Genomic DNA, 18,977 nt, shown 5'->3' with positions numbered 1-18,977 from the left:
CTAATGCCGTAGTCCGTGACCCCGACCGCCTTCGCACTGGCCTCGATGACCGTACGAGCCATGATTACTGCCGCCCGGTGGTGCTTGACGCTCAGGCAGCCGTACGCCTCGCTTGCCATCTCGGCGATCCTCGTCGGGACGGAGTCTGGATAGGTCTTGACCAGCGGCTCCGTGGGGTACCAGCCGCTCGCAATGAAGCGGGTGGTGCTGAGGAGGTTCTCGCGTGCCGCCCCTGGGATCTGCCTCTGGGGCGCCAGGTAGATGCCTTGGGCGAGAGAGACGCCTCGGCAGCCTGGGCACTGGAAGACCGCCCAGCCGATCGCGGCCCGGGGCGAAGTTGGTGGATGTCGCCCGCCGAACCGGCGTCTCAACGGGCACGGTCTCGAACGTGCTGAATCGCCCGGAGTCCGTGCCCGAGTGACACGGATCAAGGTTGGGACGGCCATCTCGGACCTCGGCTACATCCGTGGGGGCTCGTCCCGTGAGCCGGCGGCGCACTGGCGGCGCAACGGCTTCGCGACCTGGCTGTTCCAACCGCTGCCACGGGGTAGTACCCGAAGAAGGCCCCGCAGGAGGCGCACCCGGTTCCGGTGCTGGCTCACCCCTGGCCGGGCATGCCCGCGCGAGGCTGGAACGCCTCCGGACGGGCCGAGGTGTGCTGGCTACCGATCGCGCGGGGGCTCACCCCGCACGGGCTGCGGCATACCCATAAGACGCTCATGGAGGAGTTGGGAACGCCGCCGAAGCTGATGGACGAGCGGATGGGCCATGAGGACGGCTCGGTACAGGCCGGTACTCCCACGTCACTCCGGAGATGCGGAGGCGCCTTCTGGAAGGTTTGACGGGACTCTGGGAGGCCGCGGTGGAGGCTCGACGGAGGATGTCGCCGAGCTCGCCCGTCGCGGGTCTCGACACCCTACTGAGAGAGCGTCAGTAATGGGAGTCCGGGAGTGCATTTTCGAGGGCGCGCCTACCGGGATCGCTGCGGTCGTGGCAGGGCGAGAGTTGGCGCGGAACCTTCTCACTGCGCCACCGCTGGCGCTACTTCAGGAGAAGGTGGCGAGTGCGGCGGCCCACTGGGCCGTGGTGGCGCCAGTGGACGCACAGGGGCCTGTTTCCCGGGTGAGACGGAAGGAGGTGGTGAGGTAGTAGGAGGAGAGTTTGAGGGGCGGTTCGATGACGGTCCATTCGGCGGGGAGGGTCGGCGCGGTGCCCGAGTTGGTGCCGATGGCGGCGACCTGTAGCTGGCCCGCTGTGCAGGGGTTCGGGGTGGGACCGGTGCTGAAGACGGTGCCACCCGCATGGCCAGAGGAGGTGGCCGTCTGGCCGGAGGCGGTCAGGCCGCTGAACTCGTCGACGGCGACGTGGTACTTGCTCGCCTGGGGGTAGGTGATGGTGAGCGAATCTGCGGTGGTGAGAGGGCTGACGCCGAACGCCGCGATGATCATCACTCTGTGCCTTGATGAGTCGGCGACGTCGGCGACAACCCGGTACTGGTTGCGTCGGGTGTCGGTCACGGTGACGGCTCCTGGGCAGGTGCTGGTGAGCATCAGGGTGACGATCAGCGTGTGCTTCTCGGCGACCGTCTCCTTGAACGGCAGGGTGACATGCTCGGCGGTGAGGATCTGCTTGTCGGAGGTGGGACGAGCAATCCACCTTGGAGGACCAGCGCTGGAACCCCGGAGGCCCGGGGCGGCTACGGGGTCCGGCGCGGCGGGTTGGGACGCGATGGCACCTGGTTGACAGAGCGCGTAGTCGCCGACGAGCACGGGTGGCGGCGGTGACGCAAGACGCACCAGCTGAAGGGCAATCAAGGTCATGACAACAGCGAAGGCGGCGCCGGTCGAAAAGGCGACGACAAGATGCCTGCGGCCAAAGCGTTTGCCCTGGTGTACCTCTGCCACCTCGCGGAGGTCGGGCGCGAGGGGTTCGGTGATCGCTTCGCGGGATTGCGTGACTGCGATGCCAGGTGCATCCGCAAGCCCGGTAGTCGCGATCAAGGGGCTGGCGTCCACGCCAGCGGTATCGGCCACGGCCGGCCTGTCGTCGTTGGACTCCCTGTCAGGATCCCTGTCGTACTCCCTGAGCTCGGCGCCCTGGATCCGCTTCCACGCTTCGGCCCACTGCCGTACCTGTGGCGGGGCAACGCCGAGCGCACGCAGGACAGCCGCACACCGATCCAGCCGCGGCAGCCTTGACCGCCTCGCATCGAACAGGAGTGCCAGCGTGCTGCGAGGTATCCCCGTCGCCCGGGCGAGGTCACGCAGCGACGGGTCACCCGCATCCACCCGGAGAAGCCGGAGCCCCTGGAGGAACTCCTCCGCCGTGCGGAACGCCGATGGCTCCGGCCGCCTCGCCACCCGATCCGCCTCTGCCCCCAGCAAGACCGCACCTCCGTTTGTCGCCCCCACAACAAGCCGACACCGTATCGCCCGCCAGGTCAGGAGGACAGAGCTCATCTGGATCTTTCCCTCGGCCTGTCCATGAACGTCCAAGCTGGTCCAAGGTCGTCCAGCCCCTATGGCACCTGGGCTCCGGCCGCTGGCAGCATCTCCTCGGCCGCGCCGCATTAGTGACGACCACGACACGGTAAAGGCACCGGTTGCCGGGATTCTGGGCACGGCATCCGCTGGCCAGGGTCAGATTCGACAGCCCTCAAACCCCCCAAACACCACCGCATCGGAAGAGAACCCCGTGCCAAGAACATCGCTTGCATCTGCGACCGCTTCGCGGACACCGCTGCATACGGTCCGCCGACGAATCGTGTCCGCCCTGACTGTCCTCGCGCACCTCGCCCAGAAAGGAGGGCACACAAGGATGAGGATCAGATCCGCCGCCGCGACGCTCGCCCTGTCCGTATTGGCCCTACTGGTGACCGCCGGCGCCGCGCACGCCGATGATGACGACGGCACCATCTGCGGCTACAACACGGCCGCCTACGGATATCACGTGAAGACGTGCATCCACATGCACGGCCTCGACTTCGGGTCCCCCGCGTTCGACGCGACCACCGAGTACACCGGCGGCAGCACCGACGTCCGATTCTGGGTGTACATCAAACGGTCCGACACCTCCGACACCCTCGCCCAGTACCCCGCGGCCGGGCAGCCCGGCCTCCTCACCGTCAGGGACAGTGCCTCCGGACTCTATTCGGGCAGCACCAACCACCTGGTGGGTGCATGGCCGAGGAGCAACGTCTGGGGGCACTGCTACACCGCCACCACCCTGTTCACCGAGTCCGGCACTTGGCACTGGGGCGGCAACAGCGACAACGGTCATACCGTCGGCTTCTGCATCTAACTCGCATCTAACTCGTCATCCAGCGAAAGGTAACCCCCGGCATGAAGTTCACCGCCAGGATCAAGGCCGCCGTGCTCGGCACCGCCATGCTTGCCGCCAGCACCATTGCAGTCAGCGCACCGGCCGCCCACGCCGCCTCCTGTAACCCCAACCCCGGCGGTTCAGCCCGCTACCCCATCGCCACCATCAACCTGAACACCACATGGGGTTCGATGGGCCAGCTTTACCTCGGCTATATCCCCGACTGCCGACTGGAGTACGCCGAGGCCCACATCACAGAAGGAACCCTGTACGCCTCGGATGCCCACATCTGGATCCAGGACGCGGCCGGGCACCGCTTCGGCCAGAAGGACTGGACCCAAGGTGGCTGGCCGGCCAAGCTCGACTTCAGCAGCCCCGGCTGGTTCACCTCAGCGCTCATCCCCATCGACACCCAGGGTCCGTACTACTACAGCGAAGCCCACTTCACGGTGCACAGCGTGAGTCTCGCGATCGGCAACGATGTCGGCGGGAAATTCACCACCGTATGCCCGCAGAAGGAGTACGTCAGCGGCTTCCACAACTACTACACCGGCGACACCGCTTTCTGGAACTCCCACGACACCTGCTGACGACACAGTCGGCGGCGACGGAGCGATGGGTTGCGCCGGCCCGCACTGCAGCCCGCCGCGAGACCGTCGCCTTCCAGGCGGCTAGGCCGTCAACGTGGTGACGGCTGTTCACAGGTCACTGTGGCGATACTGATCCGGATCTTGGGCGGCCCGACGGGGTGCCAGTGTCGGACGGAAGGACGGGGGCTCCAAGCTGGTGCGGAGCCACGCTCGGGATCTTGCTGAAGGTGCGTCGGATCTCGCCGCTGGGGAGTGATTTTCCAAGATCCACTCCCGGATCACTCCCAACGGGTCCCGGAAACCAGTCAAGGGCCTGATCCTCACTGAGGATCAGGCCCTTGACCTGGCACTACTGGGTCGGGGTGGCGGGATTTGAACCCACGGCCTCTTCGTCCCGAACGAAGCGCGCTACCAAGCTGCGCCACACCCCGGTCCTGCGTTTGTTGCTTCCGTCTCCGGCGCAACGAGTAGAACTCTACCGGACGCGCGCCGAGAGACGAAATCCGATTCCTCGGCCCTCTGACCAGCGGGTTCAGCGGTCGCCCGGGGTCAGGGTCAGCAGGGTGGCCTCGGGCGGGCAGGCGAAGCGGACCGGGGTGTAGCGGTTGGTGCCGCAGCCGGCCGAGACGTGGAGGTACGAGCGGCGCCCGCCCGCGCGGTGCTCGGACAGGCCCTTGACCCGGCGGGTGTCCAGATCGCAGTTGGTGACCAGCGCGCCGTAGAAGGGGACGCAGAGCTGTCCGCCGTGCGTGTGCCCGGCCAGGATCAGCGGGTAGCGGTCGGCCGTGAAGGCGTCGAGCACCCGCAGGTACGGCGCGTGCACCACGGCCAGCGAGAGGTCGGCGTCCTCGGACGGCCCGCCGGCGACCTTGGCGTAGCGGTCCCGCCGGATGTGGGGGTCGTCCAGGCCGGTGAACTCGACGTCCAGCCCGGCCAGCTTCAGGCGGCCGCGGGTGTTGGTGAGGTCCAGCCAGCCCGCCTCGTCGAAGCCGTCGCGCAGCTTCTCCCAGGGGTTGTGGACGGCGCCGACGATGCCGCGTCGCCCGGTGCCGTCCGGGTTGTTCAGGCCGTGCACGCCGCTGCGCAGCGCGCGCAGGTACCGGGTGGGGCTCTTCGGGGTGGGGCCGTAGTAGTCGTTCGACCCGAAGACGTACACGCCGGGGAACTCCATCAGCGGGCCCAGCGCGTCCAGAGTGGCCGGGATCCCGTGCGGGTCGGAGAGGTTGTCCCCGGTGTTCACCACCAGGTCGGGCCGCAGCCCGGCCAGGCTCTGCAGCCAGCGCTGCTTCTTGCCCTGCCCGTTGACCATGTGGATGTCGGACACCTGCAGCACCCGGATCGGCCGCGCGCCCTTGGGCAGGATCGGCACCTCGACCCGGCGCAGCCGGAACGATCGCACCTCGTACCCGGCGGAGTAGGCGAGGCAGGCGGCGCCGGTGGCGGCGATTCCGAGGGGTACGGAGTACAGCGGTCGCATCGGTCCATGGTCGCAGACGCCGGATCGGCAGGTGAAGGCGCCTTGTCCCGACGGAGCTGATGGGCAGTCGGAGGGCGGGACACCGCGATATTGGGGAGCGATCGGGCACCGGAGGTGCGAGGATCGGCCTCATGACAACGCTCAAGGAGCAGCTGCAGGAGGACCTCACGGCTGCGATCAAGGCCCGGGACGAGCTGCGCTCGTCCACGATCCGGCTGACGCTGGCCGCCGTCACCAGCGAGGAGGTGGCCGGCAAGACGAAGCGGGAGCTCTCGGACGACGAGGTGCTGAAGGTGATCGCCCGCGAGGCGAAGAAGCGCCGGGAGGCGGCCGAGGCCTTCGACACGGCGGGCCGGGCCGAGTCGGCCGCGCAGGAGCGGGCCGAGGGCGAGGTGCTGGCGCAGTACCTGCCGAAGCAGCTCTCCGACGAGGAGCTGGCCGCGATCGTGGCCGAGGCGGTGGCGGCGAGCGGGGCGACCGGGCCGCAGGGCATGGGCGCCGTGATGAAGCTGGTGAAGCCGAAGGTCGAGGGCCTGGCCGAGGGCGGCCGGGTGGCCGCTGCGGTGCGGGCCGCGCTGGCGGGCTGAGGCCGGCTGCAGGACGAAGGCGTACGGCTGCAGGACGAAGGCGTACGGCTGCACGACGAAGACGTACGAAAGGAGGGCGCCCCGAGCTGGGGGCGCCCTCCTTTCGTACGGTGCCGTCAGTGGCGGCCGGGCTTGGTGGGCCTGCCGGTGTTCCCGCCGAGGACGCCCGGCGGGAGGGTGAACCCTCCGTTGACCAGGCCCGTGGCCCCGTCGCTGGACGGCGGCGTGGCCGGGTCGGTCGGGGCGTTCGGGTCGACCGGGGCCGGGATGTCGACGGTCGGGAACGTGCTCTTCGGGGTACCTGCGACAGCGTCGTCCATCGCGTCCTTCCAGATCGGGCCGGGGCCGGTGGCGCCGAAGACCGCGTCGAAGTAGCGGCCGCCGATGTGGATGTCCTTCATGGAGACGTAGTCGCCGGGGCCGCCGAGCCAGACGGCGGCGGCGAGCTCGGGGGTGTAGCCGTCGAACCAGGCCGCGTACCGCTTGTCGGTGGTACCGGTCTTGCCCGCGATCATGCGGCCGTCGGCGAGCCCGAGCGAGCTACCCGTGCCCTTCTCGGTCACGCCCTTGAGCAGGGTGTTGATGCCGTCGGCGGTGGTCTGCAACATCGCCTGGGTGCAGTTGGCCTGCGGGACGGGCAGCTTCTTGCCCTCCGCGTCGGTCACCCCGGTGATCGCGACCGGGTTGCAGTAGAGGCCCCTGGCGGCGAAGGCGGCGTAGACGCCGGCCATGGCCAGCGGGCTGACCTCCTGGGTGCCGAGCGTCATCGAGCCGACCTGCTTCAGCGGGGTGCCGTTCGCCAGGTTCTTGATGCCGAGCTTGTTGGCCATCTGCTTCACGGGGCAGAGGCCGATCTCCTGCTCCATCTGGATGAAGTAGGTGTTGACCGACTTCGCCATGGCGATCTGCATCGGGTACGGGCCGACCTCGCTGGGGCTCTCGTTCTGGACCGTCGCGCCCTTGTCGCTCGCGAAACCGCCCCCACAGGTGGAGATCTTGGGGTAGTCCATCTTGTTCGGCGAGTCGTACGTCTGGGTGATCGGGACGCCCGCCTCCAGCGCGGCTGCCGCGGTGATCGGCTTGAACGTCGAACCGGGGGAGAAGCCGTTACCGCCGCCCATGGCGTTGTCGACGTTGAGGTTCAGCACGGTCTGGTGCTGGTTGGGGTCCAGGCCGTAGGGGCGGGTCTGGGCCATCGCCAGGATCTCGCCGGTGCCCGGCTTGATCATGGTCATCGCGGCCGAGACCGAGTCGGTGACGCGCACCCGCCCGGTGACCGCGTCGTAGGCGGCCTTCTGCTTGTCCGGGTCGATGGTGGTGTAGATCTTCAGGCCGCCCTGGCCCCAGAGCTTCTTCCGGTCGGCCGCGGTCTTGCCGAAGACGGGGTCCAGCTTCACCACGTGGCGGACGTAGTCGCAGAAGAAGCCCATCCCCGCCTGGGCGGTGATGCACCCGTTGAGCGGCTCCCGGTACTTGATGCCGAGGGGCGCGGCGAGCGCGTCCTTGGCCTCCTGCGGGGTGATGTGCTTGTACTCGAGCAGCTTGTTGATCACCGTGTCACGCCGGGCCTGCGCGGCCTTCGGGTGCAGGATCGGGTCGTACGCCGTCGGGTTCTGCACCAGGCCGGCCAGCATCGCGGCCTCGGGGATGGTCAGGTCCTTGGCGCTCTTGCTGAAGTAGCGGTTGGACGCGGACTCGATCCCGTAGGCCTGGTGGCCGTAGAAGGTGATGTTCAGGTAGTTGGTGAGGATCTGGTCCTTGCTCAGATCCTCCTCCAGCTTGATGGCGTACTTCAGCTCCTGGACCTTGCGGCCCAGGCTCTTCTTGGTGGCTTCCAGGAAGGCCGCCTGGTCGTCACCGGCCTGCTCGACGAAGACGTTCTTCACGTACTGCTGGGTCAGCGTCGAGGCGCCCTGGGTGGCGGACCCGGCCTCGGCGTTCTTGCCGATCGCGCGCAGCACGCCCTTGAGGTCGATGGCACCGTGCTCGTAGAAGCGGTTGTCCTCGATGTCGACCTGGGCCACCCGGATGATCGGGGCCATCTGGTCCTTGGTGAGGATGGTCCGGTCCCGGTCGAAGACCTTGGCGATCAGGCCGCCCTTGGAGTCGTAGATCGACGACGCCTGTGAGAGCGTCGGCGTCTTGAAGTCGTCCGGGACGTTCTCGAAGCTCTCTGCGGTGTCCTTGGCGGTCAGACCGAGCGCGCCGACGGCGGGCAGCGCCATGCCGGCCACCAGGACCCCGGCCAGCACGCTGATGCCCAGGAACTTGATTCCGAGGCCGGCCTTGTCAAGCGGAGATCCCGCGGGTCGCTGAGGTGCCATGGGAGAACACTACGTCGCCGAATCCTGCACATGGGGGCAGGTGTTCGCCTACGCTTGTCACAAGACTGCGACAGCTTCTCTCTGTTCATCATCATCACTCTTGTGAGTGATGAGGTTTGCCCGAATTGACCTCATCTGTGGTGATTGGCGACCCCCGTCTCCGGCGGCGCCATGGCAGAGCGTGACGAAAGCGGTCGGAAGGGGCCTGGCAAGGCCTGCGACCTGCGATCACTCCAACGAGTGAGATAGCGGGTACCCATAGTCCGATCGGGTCATTTGAGATTGAGCCCGAAGGGGCTGTTGCTTGCTGTCGTTCTTCCGTAACGTCCTCAACTGGCAACGGTGAATATGCCGTTGCCGCCGTGGGGGAGCCTCGATTCGGGAGAGGACGGCGCCGGCATGGGCTGGGTAGACGACTGGAGTGCGCAGGCTGCCTGCCGCACGAGTGATCCGGACGAGCTGTTTGTTCAGGGGGCGGCGCAGAATCGCGCCAAGGCGGTGTGCAGCGGGTGCCCGGTGCGGACCGAGTGCCTGGCCGACGCGCTCGACAACCGGGTGGAGTTCGGTGTGTGGGGTGGCATGACCGAGCGCGAGCGCAGGGCGCTGCTGCGCCGTCGGCCGACGGTGATGTCCTGGCGCAGGCTGCTGGAGACGGCACGTACGGAGTACGAGGAGTCGCTGGCGACCGGCGTCATCCTGACGGACTACGCGCAGGCGGGCTGACCGCCGAGCACAAGGGCGGACCACAGCACCCGGGCGGGCTGACCGCCTGGCAGCCGAGCCCCGTCACACCGCGGTGCCGCCGAGGCGGTGCCCGATCTCGCGCAGGCCTTCCAGGTCGTGCACATCGCCCGGAAGCGCGCCCACCTCGACGATCGGCACATCGGGGTACACCGACACGAAGCGATCCCGGGTGCGCCGCTCCCGGTCCATGATCTGCATCCGCTCGGCGTGCAGCCGCAGCAGCCCGGCCGCCAGCGTCTCGGCGGCCACCGAGGCGGACTGCGAGCCGTTCTCCTCCAGGGCCTCGGCCGCCGCCAGCGCCCGCTCCGCCGTGAGCTGCGGGGCGCCGGTGCCGTGCACCCGGTTGAGCACCAGCCCGGCCAGCGGCATCGCGTCCGCCGCCAGCCGGTCGACGAAGTAGGCCGCCTCGCGCAGCGCGTCCCGCTCCGGCGCGGCCACCACCAGGAACGCCGTGCCGGGGGCCTTGAGCAGCTGGTACGTCCGGTCGGCGCGCTCGCGGAAGCCGCCGAACATCGAGTCCATCGCGCTGACGAAGGTCTGAACGTCCGTCAGCAGCTGGGCGCCGAAGATCTTGCCGAGCGTGCCGGTCAGCAGGCCCATGCCGACGTTCAGGAACTTCATCGCGCTGCGTCCGCCGACCTTGGCCGGCGCGGTCAGTATCCGGATCAGCTTCCCGTCCAGGAAGGAGCCCAGGCGGTTCGGCGCGTCCAGGAAGTCCAGCGCGGAGCGGGACGGCGGGGTGTCGACCACGATCAGGTCCCACTCGTCGGCCGCCCGCAGCTGGCCGAGCTTCTCCATCGCCATGTACTCCTGCGTGCCCGCGAAGCCGGCCGACAGGGACTGGTAGAACGGGTTCTCCATGATCGCCTTGGCCCGCTCGGGCTCGGCGTGGGCCAGCACGACCTCGTCGAAGGTCCGCTTCATGTCGAGCATCATGGCCTGCAGTTCGCCGGACCCGGTGACGCCCTTGACGACCCGTGGAGTGTTGTCCAGCTCGCTCAGCCCCATCGACTGGGCGAGCCGGCGGGCCGGGTCGATGGTGAGCACGACCGCCTTCCGCCCGCGCTCCGCCGCCCGCAGGCCGATCGCGGCGGCGGTGGTGGTCTTGCCGACCCCGCCCGAGCCGCAGCAGACCAGGATCCGGGTCTTCGGGTCGTCGATCAGTGCGTCGATTCCGAGCTCTGCCGTCATGCCGCCCCCTGTCGCTTCAGCTCGCCCGCCAGCCGGTACAGCCCGCCGAGGTCCACACCGCCGCCCAGCAGCGGCAGTTCGTAGGTCGGCAGCTTGAGGTGCTGCAGGTCGGCCCGCTGCTCGCGCTCGAGCTCGACCCGCTCGGCGTGCTCGCGGGCCTGGTCCAGCAGCGGGTCGAGCAGTGGCTCCACCGCCGCCCGTACCGTCGCCGCGGTCCGTGAACGCCCGCCCAGGCCCGCCTCGCCGAGGGCCACGGCGACCTCCTCGCGGTGGTCGCCGTGCACGGCCTCCACGGCGGCGGCGTCCAGGACGGGCGGGCGGACCATGTTCACCAGCACCCCGCCCACCGGCAGCTGCGCCTCACGCAGCTCGGTGACGCCGTCCACCGTCTCCTGCACCGGCATCTCCTCCAGCAGGGTGACCAGGTGCACCGCCGTCTCCGGCGACTTGAGCACCCGCATCACCGCCTGCGCCTGCCCGTGGATCGGCCCGATCCTGGCCAGCCCGGCCACCTCGGAGTTGACGTTCAGGAACCTGGTGATCCGTCCGGTCGGCGGCGCGTCCATCACGATCGCGTCGTACGCCCGCCCGCCGTCGGGGCCCTTGCGGCGGGCCGCCTCGCAGGCCTTGCCGGTCAGCAGGACGTCCCGGACGCCCGGGGCGATGGTGGTCGCGAAGTCGACGAAGCCGACCTTCTGCAGGGCCTTCCCGGCCCGGCCGAGCTTGTAGAACATGTCGAGGTACTCGAGCAGTGCCTGCTCGGTGTCGATCGCGAGGGCGTACACCTCGCCGCTGCCCTTGCCCGGCAGGCCAAGCTGGGCGGGGGAGACGGTGGCGACCTTGCGCTCCTCGTACGGCAGCGCGGCGATGCCGAACAGTTCGGCGATGCCCTGCCGGCCCTCGACCTCGATCAGCAGGGTCCGGCCGCCCTCGGCGGCCAGGGCGAGCGCGAGGGCGGCGGCGACGGTGGTCTTCCCGGTGCCGCCCTTGCCGCTGACCACGTGGAGCCGTACGCCCTCCCAGTCCGGGTCGCGCTCGCTCGGTGGGCCGGGGGTGCTCGCCACGCTCCGTCTCCGTCCGTCTCCGAAAGGCCTGCACCGCGAGGTGCCCTCCCGCGAGGGTAACCAGGGACCGGCCCCGATGCCGGGAGCACCCGGTCACCCGAGCGGATTCATGCCCCCTTTGTGTCCCACCTCACACGCGGACCCCGGGCCCTCGGCTCGTCTAGAGTCACCCCCATGACCAAGTGGGAATACGTCACCGTGCCGCTGCTCGTGCACGCCACCAAGCAGATCCTGGACACCTGGGGCGAGGACGGCTGGGAGCTCGTCCAGGTCGTCCCGGGCCCGAACAACCCCGAGCAGCTGGTTGCCTACCTCAAGCGGGAGAAGAGCTGATGAGCAAGGTTGAGGAGAGGCTGGCCGAGCTCGGTCTGACCCTCCCCGAGGTGGCCGCGCCGGTTGCCGCGTACGTCCCGGCCGTCCGCTCGGGCGAGCATGTCTTCACCTCCGGCCAGCTGCCGATGGTCGCGGGCAAGCTGAAGGACACCGGCAAGGTCGGCGCCGAGGTCACCCCGGAGCAGGCCAAGGCGCTCGCGCAGATCTGCGCGCTCAACGCGCTGGCCGCCGTGAAGTCCGTGATCGGCGACCTCGACAAGATCGAGCAGGTCGTCAAGGTGGTCGGCTTCGTCGCCTCCGCACCCGACTTCACCGGGCAGCCCGGCGTGGTCAACGGCGCCAGCGAGCTGCTCGGCGAGGTGCTGGGCGCGGCCGGCGTGCACGCCCGCAGCGCGGTGGGTGTCGCGGTGCTGCCGCTGGACGCCCCCGTCGAGGTCGAGATCCAGGTCCGGGTCAGCGCCTGATCGGCGCCTCGGTCGGAGCCTCAATTGGTGCCTCAACCGGCGCCAGATCGCCGATTGAGGCAGGTGGGCGGGGTTGGGTCTTCCAACCCCGCCCCTCGCACGCTTAGCATCCGGGCATGGATCACCGAGCAATGCCGCTCCCGATGCCGCCGGCCTGGCCCGCCCGGATCCGCGCGCTCGCGGCCGGCGAGCTGACCCCGCCCGTACCGAAGCCGTCCGCCACCGTGGTGCTGCTGCGGGACGGCGCGGACGGGCCGCAGGCGTACCTGCTGCGCCGTCGCGCCTCGATGGCGTTCGCGGGCGGGATGTACGCCTACCCGGGGGGCGGGGTCGACCCGCGCGACGCGGAGGTCGAGCTCGGCTGGGCCGGGCCGTCCCCGGCGGAGTGGGGCGAGCGGCTCGGGCTGGACGCCGCCACGGCGCAGGCGGTGGTCTGCGCTGCCGTCCGGGAGACCTTCGAGGAGGCCGGCGTCCTGCTGGCGGGCCCGGACGCGGCGACCACGGCGGAGCCCCGGGACTGGACCGCCGAGCGGGCCGCGCTGGAGGCGCACGAGCTCTCCTTCGCCGACTTCCTCCGCAAGCACGAGCTGGTGCTGCGCAGTGACCTGCTGGGCGGCTGGGCGCGCTGGATCACCCCGGAGTTCGAGGAGCGCCGCTACGACACCTGGTTCTTCGTCGCCACCATGCCCGAGGGCCAGCAGGCGGCCCAGCAGGTCGGCGAGGCCGACCGGGTCGCCTGGCTGGCGCCCGCGGAGGCCGTCCGGGGCCGGGAGGAGGGCCGGTACGGCATGCTGCCGCCGACCGTGACGGTCCTGCGCGAGCTGCTGACGGTCCGTACGGCTGCCGAGGCGCTGGCGGCGGCCGCCGACCGCAGGATCGAGCCGATCCTGGGCCGGGCCGTGGTGGCCGGCGATCGAATGACGGTGCGATGGTCGGGGTATGAAGAGCTGACCATCGACGGAACCTACCCGCAGTAAGAGTCACCGAGCTAAGAAGCAGTAAGAATCAGCCGAAGGAAGGACCTCGCCCGATGAACCACAACGACGTGGCTCGCCGGACGGCGCGCACCCTGCCCGCCCGCAGTCTCACCCCTCGTACGCTCGGCCTCCAGGAGGGCCCCACGCTGCCGGACCCGACCGTCCGGGCCCTGGAGCGCCCCCTGCAGGCACGCAGCCTGATCCGTATCAGCGAGGGCGGCCGGTGAGCGGTCTCCTTCCGGGTGACCCCGCCGCCACCGTCGGCGGCGAGGCCACCCCTCGGGCGCTCTGCGTCCTGGCGCCCAACCCCTCGCCGATGACGCTGGACGGCACCAACACCTGGCTGCTCTCCGAGCCGGGCTCCCGGCTCGCCGCCGTGGTCGACCCCGGCCCGCTCGACGAGGGGCACCTGCGCCGTGTCATCGAACTCGCGGAGCAGCAGGGCAAGCGCATCGCGCTGACCCTGCTCACCCACGGCCACCACGACCACGCCGAGGGCGCCGCCCGCTTCGCCGAACTGACCGGCACCGAGGTACGCGCGCTGGACCCGGCGCACCGGCTGGGCTCCGAGGGGCTGCACGGCGGCCAGGTCCTGGACATCGGCGGCCTCGAGCTGCGGGTGATCTCCACCCCGGGCCACACCGCCGACTCGCTGACCTTCCACCTCCCCGCCGACGCCGCGATCCTGACCGGCGACACCGTGCTCGGCCGGGGCACGACCATGGTCGCCCACCCGGACGGGAAGCTCGGCGACTACCTGGACTCGCTGCGCCGCCTGCACACCATGGCGGCCGAGCGCGCCGTGCGGACCGTGCTGCCCGGTCATGGCCCGGTGCTCGCGGACGCGCTCGGCGCCGTCGACTACTACCTCGCCCACCGGGCCAACCGGCTCGCCCAGGTGGAGACCGCCGTCGAGGCGGGTTGCCGGACGGCCGCCGAGGTGGTCGCGCGGGTCTACGCCGACGTGGACAAGGCGCTCTGGCCGGCCGCCGAGCTCTCGGTCCGGGCCCAGCTCAGCTACCTGGAGGACCACGGGTTGATCTGAGGCTGACCGAACGAGCAGACGTCGAAGGGCCCGCAAGCCGTCCACCGGCTCACGGGCCCTTCGTCACGTCCGGGTCAGCGCGACCGGCGCGACAGCCGCTCGACGTCCATCAGGACCACCGCGCGGGCCTCCAGCTTGAGCCAGCCGCGGCCGGCGAAGTCCGCCAGCGCCTTGTTGACCGTCTCGCGGGAGGCGCCGACCAGCTGGGCCAGCTCCTCCTGGGTGAGGTCGTGGGCGACGTGGATGCCCTCCTCGGACTGCACGCCGAAGCGCCGGGAGAGGTCCAGCAGCGCCTTGGCGACACGGCCGGGGACGTCGGAGAAGACCAGGTCCGACATGACGTCGTTGGTCCGGCGCAGACGGCGGGCGATGGCCCGGAGCAGCGCGATCGAGACCTCGGGGCGGGCGTGCAGCCAGGGCTGCAGGTCGCCGTGGCCGAGGCCGAGCAGCTTGACCTCGGTCAGCGCGCTCGCGGTGGCGGTACGCGGTCCGGGGTCGAAGAGCGACAGCTCACCGATCATCTCGCTGGGGCCGAGCACCGCGAGCATGTTCTCGCGCCCGTCCGGCGAGGCCCGGTGCAGCTTGACCTTGCCCTCGGCGACGACGTACAGCCGGTCGCCCGGGTCGCCCTCGTGGAACAGCGACTCGCCACGGGCGAGCGTCACCTCGGTCATGGAGGCACGCAGCTCGCCGGCCTGCTCGTCATCGAGAGCCGCGAACAGCGCGGCACGCCGCAGAACGTCGTCCACGTGCTTCCTCCTGCTGGGTGTGGGGCGGTGCTTCTCGTCAAGACTTCTGGTCAAGACTGCATCACCAAGGATGACGCATGTCGCTCCGATCATATGAGGAGGGGGTCGGGCGAGGAGTACGGTACGGGGCCATTTGTACTCATCGGTGACTTTCGAGGGCCACCGAAGCCTTCTCGAAGGCGGCCGAGAGCCGGTCGACGGCCGAGAGCAGCTGCGCTTCCGTGAGGGTCGCGAAGGACAGCCGGAGGTTGCGCGAGCCGTCCCGTTCGATGCAGAACGGAGCGCCGGGCACGACCGCGACGCCCTCGGCGAGGGCGGTACGGGCCAGGCTGCCGGAGTCGATCCCGGGTGCGGTGACCGTGCACCAGAAGAAGAGGCCGCCGCGCGGGCGCTCGAAGTCCAGCCAGGGCAGCCGGCTCTCGATCAGGCCGGACAGGTGGCCTGCCCGGCCCCGGTAGAAGTCCTGCAGTCGAGCGACGTGCCCGGGCAGGAAGCCGGGGTCGGCGAGCAGCCGGGCCAGGACGTGCTGACCCAGCGTGTTGGTCTGCAGGTCGGCGCACTGCTTGGCGCCCGCGAGTTCGGGGACGAGCGACGCGGGGGCGACGAGTCCGCCCACCCGCAGCCCGGGGCAGAGGGTCTTCGACAGGCTCATCAGCCGCACCACCCGCTCGCTGAGCATGTCGACGGAGGGCTGCCGCGTCCCGTCGAAGGCCAGATCGGCGTAGGGATCGTCCTCGACGATCACGAATCCGAATTTCTCGGCCAGGGCGGCCAGGTGACGTCGTCGGTGGACGGACAGTACCGCGCCGCTGGGATTGTGAAAATGCGGCACAACGTACACGACCTTGCATCGGGCGCCGGCGGTGAGCCGTTCCTCCAGTGCGTCGGTGTCCATGCCGTCCGCGTCGCTGGGTATCGGCAGCAGCCGGGCTCCCGCCCGGCGGAAGGACTGTACGGCGCCGAGGTAGCTGGGGTCGTCGAGCGCCACGACGTCGCCCTCCTCCAGGAGGATGCCGGCGACGAGGTCGAGCCCCTGCTGGCTGCCGCCGGTGACCAGGACGCGGTCCGCGGTCACGGGGGCGCCCGTGGCACTGGCCAGCCGGGCAAGGACCTCGCGCATCGCGGGTACGCCCTCGGTCGGCGAGTACTGCAGCGCGGCGGCCGCCGATTCGGTCAGCACCCGGTCCAAGATCCGGGCCAGTTCCTCCGTCGGGAAGGTGTCCGGAGCCGGCAGACCGCCGGCCATCGAGAGCACGCCCGGTGCGGCTCCGGCCGCGAGGATGTCGCGGATCGCGTCGGAGCGGGCGAAGCGGGTGCGCCGGGCCAGCAGGTCGGTGAGCACGGGCGGGGAGGTCGGCATACGGGGGCTTCTTTCGGGAAGGTGCCGGCGGACGTTCATCGGTGCAGCAGTGGCTCGGCCGGCGCCGCTCGTCCGCACGCCACGAGCTGCTGCTGCACGGACTCCAGGATCATCGTCACCGCGCGGGCGCCGGCGAGGTGGCAGCGCCGGGGCTGCCGGCCGGCGGCGATCGCCCGGGCCATGTCCCGGTACACCTCGCCGCGCAGTTCGGAGGCGGACGCGGCGCGGTGGCCGGCCGGTCCCGCGCCGCCGTCGAGCGCGATCCGGCCGTTCTCGACCAGCAGGCACTGGTCCGCGTCGAGGATCGTCAACCGTTCCGTACGCGCGACGGACTCGGCGGTCACGGCGAAACTCAGGGTGCCCCCGCCGGTGAAGCGGACCACTCCGGCCGCCCGGGTGTCGATGCCCGGTACCAGTTGGCGGGCCCCGGCGAGCTTCACCTCGGCCGGCTCGCCCAGCAGCTGGCAGGCCAGGTCCAGGTAGTGCACCCCGAGGTGGGCGGTGATCCCGCCCAGTGCGAGTGCCGGGTCGTGCCGCCAGGACGCCCGCTGGAAGTACGCGGCGGGGCGGTAGCGGGAGACCTCCAGCAGGGCGGTGGCGGCGGGCTGCCAGGTACGGCCGAGCACCTCCTCGGGCACCCCGAACCGGTGCTGGAGCATCACGCCGACCGGGCGCCCGCTCCGTTCGGACAGCTCCACCAGCAGGTCGAGTTCGGCGGTCGAGGCCGCAGGCGGCTTCTCCAGCAGGACGGCCTTGCCGGCCGCCAGGGCCTGTCGGGCCAGCTCGGCCCGGCCGCCCGGCGGGGTGCACAGGGACACCAGCTGCACCGAGGGGTCCCGGAGCAGCTGCTCCCAGGAGAGGTACCTGGCGGTCCCCGCGGGAGTCCTGGCCGCCGGGTTCTGCTCCAGGACGCCGCGCAGGTCCGCGAAGTCGGCCCGCGCAAGGGCCTGGAGGTGCTGCCGGCCGGCGGCTCCGAAACCGACCAGGGCCACGCCGACTCGCGTCACCCCAGGCCTCCCGGCCGGTCCACTGCCTGCGCCTGCATGCTTTCCCACAATCTCGAGGTGCTCGTCTGCGTCCGTGGCCCCCGCCCGCGCCGCTCGCCGTCCGGGCCATCCTGATCTCCGTGCCGTGATCCCGACCAGCCCTCGCGGTGTGCGGATAGCCGCCACGTCGTCCGGGCGCCAGCCGGGCCCGCCGTCTCAGCATCCGGTCCGAGGCCCGCCCGGAGGGCGGATGGCCGGTGCCCTCGCGGGAAGTTGCTACAGCGCTTTTGCCGGTACGGGGGCGGGGCTTCACCTGCCCGTTCACCTCATAGGATCTTCTAGAATCCCGAACGTTCGGCCGGTGATCGTGAAAGGGGGGGGACGGTGCTGGAAACTCTGGGACTGGACTCGTTGTCGGAAAGGGTGTACCGGGCCATGCTCGCGGAGCCCCCCGTGGGGCTCGGCGAGCTGGCGGTGCGGCTGGCGATCACGGAAGCGGAGCTGCGTACGGCCCTGGACCGACTCAGCGCCCTGGCGCTGGTGAGGCGCAGGGGCGGCCAGGGGGCGGGCTTCCACACGGTCAACCCCGAGGTCGCGATGGAGCTGCTGCTGGCCCGGCAGCAGGCGGAGCTGGCCGCCCAGCAGCAGCGTCTGGAGGCCTCGCGGGCGGCCGCGGCCCAGCTGATCGCCGAGTGCTCGATCCTGGGCAGTCCGCAGCCGACGACGGAATCGGAGCGGCTCCTCGGGGCCGACGCCATCCGGGAGCGGCTGGCCGAGCTCGGCGAGACCGCCGAGGAGGCGGTGATGACCTTCGCCCCCGGCGGCGCGCACACCGAGGAGGACCTGCGGGCCAGTCGCGGGCCCAACGCCGCGCTGTTCGACCGCGGGGTGCAGATGCGGACCATCTACCTGGACAGCATCCGCAACGATCAGCCCACGCTGGACCATGTGGCCTGGCTGAACAGCCGGGGTGGCCGGGTGCGGACGGCGCCGTCCCTGCCTACCCGCATGATCATCATCGATCGCAGGCTCGCCGTACTGCCCCTGGACACCAGCGACGCCCGTGCCGGCGCGGTGATCCTGACCGGTGCCACCGTGGTCTCCGCCCTGTGCGCACTCTTCGAGAGCGTCTGGGCCGGCGCCGTCCCCTTGGGCGACTCGGCCTGCCCGGACCGGCACGGCCTGGCTCCGCAGGAGGCGGAGACCCTGCGGATGCTCGCCGAGGGCATGACCGACGAGGCGATCGCCAAGCGGCTGGGCGTCTCGCCGCGCACCGCCCGGAGGATAGCGGCCGAGCTGATGGAGCGACTGGACGCCCGGAGCCGGTTCCAGGCAGGCGTGCACGCCGTCCAGGACGGCTGGCTGCCGCCCGGTCGCTGAGGCCTGGCCGGAATCGGCCGATCGGGCCGGAATTTGCTGGACGGAACATGCCAAGGACGCTTTCGTCCAGCCTTGATCTCTTCCGGTGACCCCGGCGCCCGCAGAGAGTAGGTCGTGCCGGCCGAACATTCAGACAGCCGGAGAACCACTACTCAGGAGACCTGCCGTGACCCGGTCGCGCTCTTCCCGCCCGTCGTTCCTCGTCAAGATCGCCACCCGTGCCGCGCTGGCGGTGGCCGCGCTCGCGCTGGTGTCCACCGTGGCGGCGCAGGCCGACCCCACCCCCGCCCCCCGTACCCACGTCGCCGCCGTCGCGTCCCTCAACGACCTGACCTGGGGCGGCTGACCCACCGCCGCGAATCTGGGCTCGGTACGGCAGACAGCA

The 18,977-nt window shown here is 70.5% G+C and carries 19 protein-coding genes, 1 tRNA gene and 1 pseudogene; 12 read left to right on the top strand and 9 right to left on the bottom strand.

What is annotated here, in order from left to right:
- Positions 1-313: 313 nt before the first annotated feature.
- Positions 314-937: pseudogene (locus FB465_RS16130) on the top strand (LacI family DNA-binding transcriptional regulator); the annotation flags it as partial.
- Between the two features lie 109 nt (positions 938-1,046).
- Here FB465_RS16130 and FB465_RS16125 read toward each other — a convergent pair.
- Complete coding sequence (locus tag FB465_RS16125; protein ID WP_145791395.1) at positions 1,047-2,459, bottom strand: helix-turn-helix domain-containing protein; 1,413 nt, start codon at positions 2,457-2,459, stop codon at positions 1,047-1,049.
- A 358-nt stretch (positions 2,460-2,817) separates the two neighbouring features.
- Between FB465_RS16125 and FB465_RS16120 the strand changes: the two genes are divergently transcribed.
- The gene (locus FB465_RS16120; protein WP_145791393.1) at positions 2,818-3,300 is read left to right on the top strand and encodes a hypothetical protein; all 483 of its coding nucleotides are present in this window, start codon (positions 2,818-2,820) and stop codon (positions 3,298-3,300) included.
- 41 nt (positions 3,301-3,341) lie between these two features.
- Positions 3,342-3,911, top strand: a complete 570-nt coding sequence (locus tag FB465_RS16115; RefSeq protein WP_145791391.1) for a hypothetical protein — start codon at positions 3,342-3,344, stop codon at positions 3,909-3,911.
- A 357-nt stretch (positions 3,912-4,268) separates the two neighbouring features.
- Here FB465_RS16115 and FB465_RS16110 read toward each other — a convergent pair.
- Positions 4,269-4,342: transfer RNA gene (locus FB465_RS16110), tRNA-Pro, on the bottom strand.
- 101 nt (positions 4,343-4,443) lie between these two features.
- A complete protein-coding gene (locus FB465_RS16105; RefSeq protein ID WP_145791389.1) occupies positions 4,444-5,388 on the bottom strand; it encodes a metallophosphoesterase in 945 nt (314 codons plus the stop codon).
- 131 nt (positions 5,389-5,519) lie between these two features.
- On the opposite strand from FB465_RS16105, the gene FB465_RS16100 reads away from it, so the two are divergent.
- Positions 5,520-5,975 (top strand): GatB/YqeY domain-containing protein, encoded by a 456-nt coding sequence (locus tag FB465_RS16100; RefSeq protein WP_145791388.1) that lies wholly within the window; start codon positions 5,520-5,522, stop codon positions 5,973-5,975.
- Between the two features lie 116 nt (positions 5,976-6,091).
- Here FB465_RS16100 and FB465_RS16095 read toward each other — a convergent pair whose 3' ends face one another.
- Complete coding sequence (locus FB465_RS16095; RefSeq protein WP_145791385.1) at positions 6,092-8,299, bottom strand: transglycosylase domain-containing protein; 2,208 nt, start codon at positions 8,297-8,299, stop codon at positions 6,092-6,094.
- Positions 8,300-8,698: 399 nt separating this feature from the next.
- Here FB465_RS16095 and FB465_RS16090 point away from each other — a divergent pair, with 399 nt between their 5' ends.
- On the top strand, positions 8,699-9,022 hold the full coding sequence (locus FB465_RS16090) for a WhiB family transcriptional regulator (RefSeq protein ID WP_033333275.1): 324 nt from the start codon (positions 8,699-8,701) through the stop codon (positions 9,020-9,022).
- A gap of 63 nt (positions 9,023-9,085) precedes the next feature.
- Here FB465_RS16090 and bagB read toward each other — a convergent pair whose 3' ends face one another.
- Positions 9,086-10,234, bottom strand: coding sequence for an ATPase BagB (gene bagB, locus FB465_RS16085; protein WP_145791384.1), 1,149 nt, complete (start codon positions 10,232-10,234; stop codon positions 9,086-9,088).
- Positions 10,231-11,298 (bottom strand): ATPase BagA, encoded by a 1,068-nt coding sequence (bagA, locus tag FB465_RS16080; protein ID WP_145791382.1) that lies wholly within the window; start codon positions 11,296-11,298, stop codon positions 10,231-10,233. Before bagA ends, bagB begins: the two co-directional genes overlap by 4 nt.
- A gap of 174 nt (positions 11,299-11,472) precedes the next feature.
- Between bagA and sp36 the strand changes: the two genes are divergently transcribed.
- The 5 genes from sp36 (at position 11,473) to FB465_RS16060 (ending at position 14,117) form a co-directional block, all read left to right on the top strand.
- The gene (gene sp36 / locus FB465_RS16075; RefSeq protein WP_095874066.1) at positions 11,473-11,631 is read left to right on the top strand and encodes a Sp36 family protein; all 159 of its coding nucleotides are present in this window, start codon (positions 11,473-11,475) and stop codon (positions 11,629-11,631) included.
- Positions 11,631-12,095, top strand: a complete 465-nt coding sequence (locus FB465_RS16070) for a RidA family protein (RefSeq protein ID WP_145791381.1) — start codon at positions 11,631-11,633, stop codon at positions 12,093-12,095. Before sp36 ends, FB465_RS16070 begins: the two co-directional genes overlap by 1 nt.
- Before the next feature lie 116 nt (positions 12,096-12,211).
- Positions 12,212-13,072 (top strand): NUDIX hydrolase, encoded by an 861-nt coding sequence (locus FB465_RS16065; protein WP_246192678.1) that lies wholly within the window; start codon positions 12,212-12,214, stop codon positions 13,070-13,072.
- 53 nt (positions 13,073-13,125) lie between these two features.
- On the top strand, positions 13,126-13,299 hold the full coding sequence (locus FB465_RS35820; protein WP_170290602.1) for a hypothetical protein: 174 nt from the start codon (positions 13,126-13,128) through the stop codon (positions 13,297-13,299).
- Complete coding sequence (locus FB465_RS16060) at positions 13,296-14,117, top strand: MBL fold metallo-hydrolase (protein ID WP_145791379.1); 822 nt, start codon at positions 13,296-13,298, stop codon at positions 14,115-14,117. Before FB465_RS35820 ends, FB465_RS16060 begins: the two co-directional genes overlap by 4 nt.
- Before the next feature lie 74 nt (positions 14,118-14,191).
- Here FB465_RS16060 and FB465_RS16055 read toward each other — a convergent pair whose 3' ends face one another.
- The 3 genes from FB465_RS16055 to FB465_RS16045 all read right to left on the bottom strand — a co-directional run bounded on the left by FB465_RS16055 (position 14,192) and on the right by FB465_RS16045 (position 17,233).
- Positions 14,192-14,866, bottom strand: a complete 675-nt coding sequence (locus FB465_RS16055; RefSeq protein ID WP_030240972.1) for a Crp/Fnr family transcriptional regulator — start codon at positions 14,864-14,866, stop codon at positions 14,192-14,194.
- Between the two features lie 139 nt (positions 14,867-15,005).
- Positions 15,006-16,226, bottom strand: a complete 1,221-nt coding sequence (locus FB465_RS16050; RefSeq protein ID WP_145791377.1) for an aminotransferase-like domain-containing protein — start codon at positions 16,224-16,226, stop codon at positions 15,006-15,008.
- A 35-nt stretch (positions 16,227-16,261) separates the two neighbouring features.
- The gene (locus tag FB465_RS16045; protein ID WP_170290601.1) at positions 16,262-17,233 is read right to left on the bottom strand and encodes a Gfo/Idh/MocA family protein; all 972 of its coding nucleotides are present in this window, start codon (positions 17,231-17,233) and stop codon (positions 16,262-16,264) included.
- Positions 17,234-17,647: 414 nt separating this feature from the next.
- Here FB465_RS16045 and FB465_RS16040 point away from each other — a divergent pair, with 414 nt between their 5' ends.
- Entirely contained in the window at positions 17,648-18,592 is a 945-nt protein-coding gene (locus tag FB465_RS16040) for a LuxR C-terminal-related transcriptional regulator (RefSeq protein ID WP_425461181.1), read from the top strand.
- A gap of 166 nt (positions 18,593-18,758) precedes the next feature.
- A complete protein-coding gene (locus tag FB465_RS16035) occupies positions 18,759-18,938 on the top strand; it encodes a hypothetical protein (protein WP_145791372.1) in 180 nt (59 codons plus the stop codon).
- Positions 18,939-18,977: the final 39 nt, after the last annotated feature.

The organism is Kitasatospora atroaurantiaca (assembly GCF_007828955.1).
GTDB lineage: Bacteria > Actinomycetota > Actinomycetes > Streptomycetales > Streptomycetaceae > Kitasatospora > Kitasatospora atroaurantiaca.
Note: the sequence above shows the minus strand (reverse complement) of the source record. Positions and strands in the feature narration are given on the sequence as shown.

Excerpts from the sequence above, each read along its gene's own strand:
- FB465_RS16040 (WP_425461181.1), top strand. The coding sequence starts at position 17,648 with ATGCTCGCGGAGCCCCCCGTGGGGCTCGGCGAGCTGGCGGTGCGGCTG.
- FB465_RS35820 (WP_170290602.1), top strand. The coding sequence starts at position 13,126 with ATGAACCACAACGACGTGGCTCGCCGGACGGCGCGCACCCTGCCCGCC.
- FB465_RS16120 (WP_145791393.1), top strand. The coding sequence starts at position 2,818 with ATGAGGATCAGATCCGCCGCCGCGACGCTCGCCCTGTCCGTATTGGCC.
- sp36 (WP_095874066.1), top strand. The coding sequence starts at position 11,473 with ATGACCAAGTGGGAATACGTCACCGTGCCGCTGCTCGTGCACGCCACC.
- bagB (WP_145791384.1), bottom strand. The coding sequence starts at position 10,234 with ATGACGGCAGAGCTCGGAATCGACGCACTGATCGACGACCCGAAGACC.
- FB465_RS16105 (WP_145791389.1), bottom strand. The coding sequence starts at position 5,388 with ATGCGACCGCTGTACTCCGTACCCCTCGGAATCGCCGCCACCGGCGCC.
- FB465_RS16095 (WP_145791385.1), bottom strand. The coding sequence starts at position 8,299 with ATGGCACCTCAGCGACCCGCGGGATCTCCGCTTGACAAGGCCGGCCTC.
- FB465_RS16070 (WP_145791381.1), top strand. The coding sequence starts at position 11,631 with ATGAGCAAGGTTGAGGAGAGGCTGGCCGAGCTCGGTCTGACCCTCCCC.
- FB465_RS16050 (WP_145791377.1), bottom strand. The coding sequence starts at position 16,226 with ATGCCGACCTCCCCGCCCGTGCTCACCGACCTGCTGGCCCGGCGCACC.
- FB465_RS16125 (WP_145791395.1), bottom strand. The coding sequence starts at position 2,459 with ATGAGCTCTGTCCTCCTGACCTGGCGGGCGATACGGTGTCGGCTTGTT.
- FB465_RS16100 (WP_145791388.1), top strand. The coding sequence starts at position 5,520 with ATGACAACGCTCAAGGAGCAGCTGCAGGAGGACCTCACGGCTGCGATC.
- FB465_RS16090 (WP_033333275.1), top strand. The coding sequence starts at position 8,699 with ATGGGCTGGGTAGACGACTGGAGTGCGCAGGCTGCCTGCCGCACGAGT.
- FB465_RS16115 (WP_145791391.1), top strand. The coding sequence starts at position 3,342 with ATGAAGTTCACCGCCAGGATCAAGGCCGCCGTGCTCGGCACCGCCATG.
- FB465_RS16065 (WP_246192678.1), top strand. The coding sequence starts at position 12,212 with ATGGATCACCGAGCAATGCCGCTCCCGATGCCGCCGGCCTGGCCCGCC.